Source organism: Parvibaculum sp., from assembly GCF_040882025.1.
Lineage (GTDB): Bacteria > Pseudomonadota > Alphaproteobacteria > Parvibaculales > Parvibaculaceae > Parvibaculum.
On record NZ_JBBECC010000032.1, the window covers coordinates 1437 to 7137 of the forward strand.

Consider the following 5701-nt stretch of genomic DNA (forward strand, 5'->3'; position numbering starts at 1 on the left):
GCATGCGGCGATGCGTCATCCTGCCACAGGGGCGGCGGGGCTGGACAATAGCCCGATTGGATGCCACAAAACCACGCAATGCATGGGGCGAAAGCAGGGGATTCGTCGGTCTTTCGCTCGACGTAACGGGTGTGTTCAACCCCGTTGCCGCACTTCAACGAGGAGACCTGAACCGTGGCACAAACCCACGCGGTCGAGCCGACCAGGCGCGATTTTCTCTATGTAGCTACCGGATCTTTCGCCGCCGTCGGCGCGGCCTTCGCCGTCTGGCCGCTGATCGACCAGATGAACCCCGACGCCTCGGTCCTGGCGCTCGCTTCGATCGAAGTCGACATCTCGAACATTCCGGTCGGCCAGGAAAGCACCTTCAAGTGGCGCGGCAAGCCGGTCTTCATCCGCCACCGCACGGATGCCGAAATCGCGGCGGCCGAAAGCGTCGATGTGGCGACGCTGCCCGATCCCCAGTCCGATGTCGACCGCCTGCGTCCGGGTCCCACCGGCGAGATCGACAAGAAGTGGCTGGTCGTCATCGGCGTCTGCACGCATCTGGGCTGCGTGCCGCTTTCCTATCGCGGTGAATTCGACGGTTATTTCTGCCCCTGCCACGGCTCGGTCTACGACACGTCCGGCCGTATCCGCAAAGGCCCGGCGCCTTACAATCTCGAGGTGCCGCCTTACGAATTCGTGTCCGACTCCAGAATTCTGATCGGCTGAGGGGCATAAAAAGATGAGCCATCAAAGCACCTACACACCCGGCAACGGCTTCTCGCGCTGGATGGACGAGCGCCTGCCCGTCATGCGGCTGGTCAATGACAGCTTCGTCGACTACCCGGTACCGAAGAACCTCAACTACTGGTGGACTTTCGGCGCCATTCTGAGCTTCTGCCTCGCGGTGCAGATCGTGACGGGCGTCGTGCTCGCCATGCACTACATCCCGACGACGGAACTGGCCTTTGCCAGCGTCGAGCACATCATGCGCGACGTCAATTTCGGCTGGCTGATCCGCTACGTTCACTCGAACGGCGCCTCGATGTTCTTCATCGCCGTCTATATCCATATGTTCCGCGGTCTCTATTACGGCTCCTACAAGGCGCCGCGCGAAGTCCTGTGGATTCTCGGCGTGCTCATCTATCTCCTGATGATGGCGACGGCCTTCTTCGGCTATGTGCTTCCCTGGGGCCAGATGAGCTTCTGGGGCGCCACCGTCATCACCAATCTCTTCGGCGCCATTCCGCTCGTGGGCGAGGCGCTCCGCACCTGGCTCTGGGGCGATTTTGCGGTCGGCGATCCGACGCTCAACCGCTTCTTCTCGCTGCACTACCTTTTCCCCTTCCTGATCGCGGGCGTCGTCATCCTCCACATCTGGGCGCTGCATGTGACGGGGCAGGGCAATCCGGCCGGCATCGAGGTCAAGGATCCGAAAAAGGACACCGTCGCCTTCACGCCCTATGCGACGATGAAGGATGCCTTCGGCCTCGCGATCTTCACGATCCTTTTCGCCTATTTCGTCTTCTACAATCCGAACGGCCTCGGCGAGCCCGACAACTACATCGTCGCCAATCCGCTCGCGACGCCCGCCCATATCGTGCCCGAATGGTATCTCCTGCCCTTCTACGCGATCCTGCGCGCGGTGCCGGACAAGCTCGGCGGCGTGGTACTGATGTTCGGCGCCATCGCGATCCTCTTCGTGCTGCCCTGGCTCGACACCTCCAAGGTCCGCTCGGCGCGCTTCCGTCCGCTCTACAGGCAGTTCTTCTGGATCTTCGTCGCGGTCAGCATCGGGCTTGGCTATTGCGGCGGTCAGTCGCCCGACAAGATTTTGATCCCGGTGGGCGAGGGCGGCTTCGACGTCACCGATCTCTCGCGCATCCTCACCACCTATTACTTCCTGCACTTCCTCGTTCTCTTCCCCGTTCTGGGACTGATCGAAAAGCCGAAGCCCTTGCCGGAAAGCATTGCCGCCTCCGTGCTCGAGTCTCATCCGGCAAAGAGCTGAGGGGGAAGCGAAAGTGAAAACGAAGATGAACGATATTTCGCGCAAGGCGCGCATCGCAGCGCTGGCGGCGGTCGCCGCCATCGGGCTCTCCTTCCTCGCCGCGCCGGTCGAGGCTGCCGGGGGCGAGGTCGAGCTGAAGCATGCCGACTGGTCCTTCGACGGCGTCTTCGGCGTCTACGACCGCGACGCGCTCAGGCGCGGCTACAAGGTCTACAAGGAAGTCTGCGCCGTCTGTCATTCGATGGAATATGTGCGCTTCCGCAATCTGATGGAGCCGGGTGGACCCGAATTCACCGAAGGCCAGGTCAAGGCGCTCGCCGCCGAAATCACGGTCATGGACGGTCCGGATTCCTCCGGCGAAATGTACGAGCGTCCGGGCGAACCGAAGGACGCTTTCCCCTCGCCCTACCCGAACCCGGAAGCCTCGGCGGCCGCGCTCGGCGCGGCGGCGCCCGACCTCTCGCTCATGACCAAGGCACGGCCGGACGGCCCGAACTACATCTATTCGCTGTTGACGGGCTATGTGGACGCGCCGGAGGGCTTCGATCTCGCCGCCGGCTCCTACAACCTCTATTTCCCCGGCCACCAGATCGCCATGCCGCCGCCCTTGTCGGACGGCCAGGTCGACTATGAAGACGGCACCCCCAACACCGTCGACCAGATGGCGAAGGACGTGACCCATTTCCTGATGTGGACGGCCGAGCCCAGGCTCGAACAGCGCCACCGCATCGGCTTCCAGGTGATGATCTATCTCGTGCTCCTGAGCGGTTTCCTCTGGTTTGCCATGCGCAAGGTCTGGTCCGACCAGCACTGAGCGGCGCTTCGCAAGTTGCGGAAAAGGGCTCCCGCAAGGAGCCCTTTTTCATGGCGCCGTCGCCGTGGTTTGTTATATGGGAGCGCATAAAACCCCTCGGTCGTCATGGCCCGCTTCATGCGGGCCATCCACGTCTTGGTGCCACGCTCGGAAAGAAAGACGTGGATGGCCCGCCACCTTTATTACAAAGGAGGGCCGGGCCAAGACGGTAAGAGAAACGGGAGAGACCAGTGACCAAAACAGTCCTCGGCGTGATCGGCGGCAGCGGCGTCTACGAGTTTCCGGGTCTGCGCAACGAGCGCTGGGAACGCGTCGCCACGCCCTGGGGCGAGCCGTCGGACGAGCTGCATTTCGGCGAGCTGCCCATCGGCGAGGGCCGCACGGTCGAGATGGTTTTCCTGCCGCGCCATGGCCGCGGCCATCCGCATTCGCCGACGACCATCGACTACCGCGCCAATATCGACGCCCTGAAACGCGCCGGCGTCACCGACATCATTTCGGTCTCGGCGGTCGGCTCGCTGAAGGAAGAGCTGCCGCCCGGCAGTTTCGTCATCGTCGATCAGTTCATCGACCGCACCTTCGCGCGCGAGAAGAGCTTTTTCGGCGAAGGCTTCGTCGCCCATGTTTCGATGGCCGATCCCGTCTGCCCGCGCCTCGGCGATCACATCGAGGCGGCCTGCCAGGACAACGGCATCGCCTATACGCGCGGCGGCACCTATCTCGTCATGGAGGGCCCGCAATTCTCGACGCGCGCCGAGAGCGAGCTCTACCGCTCCTGGGGCTGCTCGGTCATCGGCATGACCAACATGCCGGAGGCGAAACTCGCCCGCGAGGCCGAAATCTGCTACGCGACCGTCGCGATGGTCACCGATTACGATTGCTGGCATCCGACCCATGCCCATGTCGAGGTCGCCGATGTGATCCGCGTGCTGGAAGAGAATGCAGGTCATGCGCGCGCCGTCATTCGTGCGGTGGCGACGAGCTTCGGCCCCGAGCGCGCGCCCTCGCCGCAGGGCTTCGATCGCGTGCTCGACACCGCGCTCATCACCGCGCCCGGCAAACGCGATCCGGCGCTGGTGAAGAAGCTCGACGCGGTCGCCGGTCGGGTGCTCAAGGGGTGAGGATGTTGAAAAGTGCAGCCAAACCCAAAATTGTCACCCCGGCGAAAGCCGGGATCCATGGGCGGCTGCGGCAAACGGTGAGGTGAAGGAAAGAAGAAGGGTTCACGCGGAGGCGCGGAGCCGCGGAGAAGAGAAAATTTATTGCGCCTTCGGCGCGAAGCGCCAGGAAACATTTCCTGTTCCTCTGCTTGAAATTTTCTTGCCTGCTTCCCTTCTCCGCGGCTCCGCGCCTCCGCGTGCAAAATCTTTACCTTGCCATGGACTGCCCATGGATTCCGGTGTTTCCGGCTTTCGCCGGGACGACATTTTGTTTTTTGAGTACACACGAATCTTCGCCTGATACGCCGCCAAAATGCCGTATCCCCCAAGGGGAGGGTAGGCGTCAGAGACAAGACGATGCAATCTGCAGGCGTCGTTTGCAGAACGAGCGATCAAACGGAGACATAGGGACGTGAAGCAATTTATCCGCACCATTCCGGACTACCCGAAGCCCGGCATCCTGTTTCGCGACATCACGACGCTGCTCGGCGATCCGGTCGGTTTCCGTAATGCGATCGATGCGCTGGTCGCGCTTCACACCGGCGCCACATTCGATATTGTGGCCGGCATCGAGGCGCGCGGTTTCATTCTCGGCGGCGCGGTGGCGCACCGGCTCAATCTCGGCTTCGTGCCGGTGCGCAAGAAGGGCAAACTGCCTTTCACCACGCTTGGCCAGGACTACGATCTCGAATACGGCACCGACACGATCGAAATCCATGTCGATGCCATCGATGCGGGCGCGCGCGTGCTGCTGATCGACGATCTGATCGCGACCGGCGGCACGGCGGAAGCGGCCGTCAAGCTGATCGGGCGGGCAGGCGGCGCGGTCGCGGCGGCCAGCTTCGTCATCGAGCTGCCCGATCTCGGCGGCAGGCAGCGGCTCGAGGCTTTCGACATCGAGGTGCTCTCGCTCTGCTCCTTCGATGGACACTAACCGCCTGAAACCGGGAGGCGGCCCATGAAGATCGACGGCATTCACTATCGCACCATCGGGGTCGCCGATGACGGCTGGGCGGTCGAGATCATCGACCAGACAAAGCTGCCGCATGAATTCTCGATCGTCCGCCTCGAAACGCCGGGCGACTGCGCCCGTGCCATCCGCGACATGGCGGTGCGCGGCGCGCCGCTGATCGGCGCCACCGCGGCTTACGGCATTTGCCTCGCGCTCCGCGCCGACCCGTCCGATGCGTCGCTCGACGCCGCATATGAAATGCTGGCGGCGACACGGCCGACCGCCGTCAATCTCCGCTGGTCGCTCGACGAAATGCGCGCCGCCGTCGCGCCTGTCGGCGCCAATGCGCGGGCGGATGCCGCCTATGCCTGTGCCGCCCGCCTCTGCGACGAAGATGTCGAGACTTGCCGCCTGATCGGCGAGCACGGGCTCCGCCTCATTCGCGGCATCGCCGTGTCGAACAGCGGCAAGCCCGTCAACATCCTCACCCATTGCAATGCGGGCTGGCTCGCCTGCGTCGATTGGGGCACGGCGCTGGCGCCGATCTACATGGCGCATGATGCCGGCATCCCGGTTCACGTCTGGGTCGACGAGACGCGGCCGCGCAACCAGGGCGCCGCGCTCACCGCCTTCGAGCTCGGCGGCCACGGCGTGCCGCACACCATCGTGCCCGACAATGCCGGCGGCCATCTGATGCAGCACGGGCTTGTCGACATGTGCATCGTCGGCACCGACCGCACCACCGCGACGGGCGATGTCGCCAACAAGATCGGCACCTA

Annotated in this window: 6 protein-coding genes; all 6 read left to right on the forward strand. The window is 63.6% G+C overall.

Annotation, left to right across the window (positions count from 1 at the left end):
• The first annotated feature begins 174 nt into the window (after nucleotides 1–174).
• The gene (gene petA, locus WEB61_RS02230) at nucleotides 175–714 is read left to right on the forward strand and encodes a ubiquinol-cytochrome c reductase iron-sulfur subunit (RefSeq protein ID WP_368062703.1); all 540 of its coding nucleotides are present in this window, start codon (nucleotides 175–177) and stop codon (nucleotides 712–714) included.
• A 13-nt stretch (nucleotides 715–727) separates the two neighbouring features.
• On the forward strand, nucleotides 728–1996 hold the full coding sequence (locus WEB61_RS02235) for a cytochrome bc complex cytochrome b subunit (protein WP_368062704.1): 1269 nt from the start codon (nucleotides 728–730) through the stop codon (nucleotides 1994–1996).
• A gap of 13 nt (nucleotides 1997–2009) precedes the next feature.
• Complete coding sequence (locus WEB61_RS02240) at nucleotides 2010–2810, forward strand: cytochrome c1 (RefSeq protein ID WP_368062705.1); 801 nt, start codon at nucleotides 2010–2012, stop codon at nucleotides 2808–2810.
• Between the two features lie 230 nt (nucleotides 2811–3040).
• On the forward strand, nucleotides 3041–3931 hold the full coding sequence (locus tag WEB61_RS02245; protein WP_368062706.1) for an S-methyl-5'-thioadenosine phosphorylase: 891 nt from the start codon (nucleotides 3041–3043) through the stop codon (nucleotides 3929–3931).
• 430 nt (nucleotides 3932–4361) lie between these two features.
• Complete coding sequence (locus WEB61_RS02250) at nucleotides 4362–4904, forward strand: adenine phosphoribosyltransferase (protein WP_368062708.1); 543 nt, start codon at nucleotides 4362–4364, stop codon at nucleotides 4902–4904.
• A gap of 24 nt (nucleotides 4905–4928) precedes the next feature.
• The coding region (mtnA, locus tag WEB61_RS02255) for an S-methyl-5-thioribose-1-phosphate isomerase (protein ID WP_368062707.1) at nucleotides 4929–5701 on the forward strand (773 nt) is incomplete at its 3' end.

What these genes read in the sequence shown, in the direction of transcription:
- WEB61_RS02235 (WP_368062704.1), top strand. Translation starts at nt 728, where the DNA reads ATGAGCCATCAAAGCACCTACACACCCGGCAACGGCTTCTCGCGCTGG.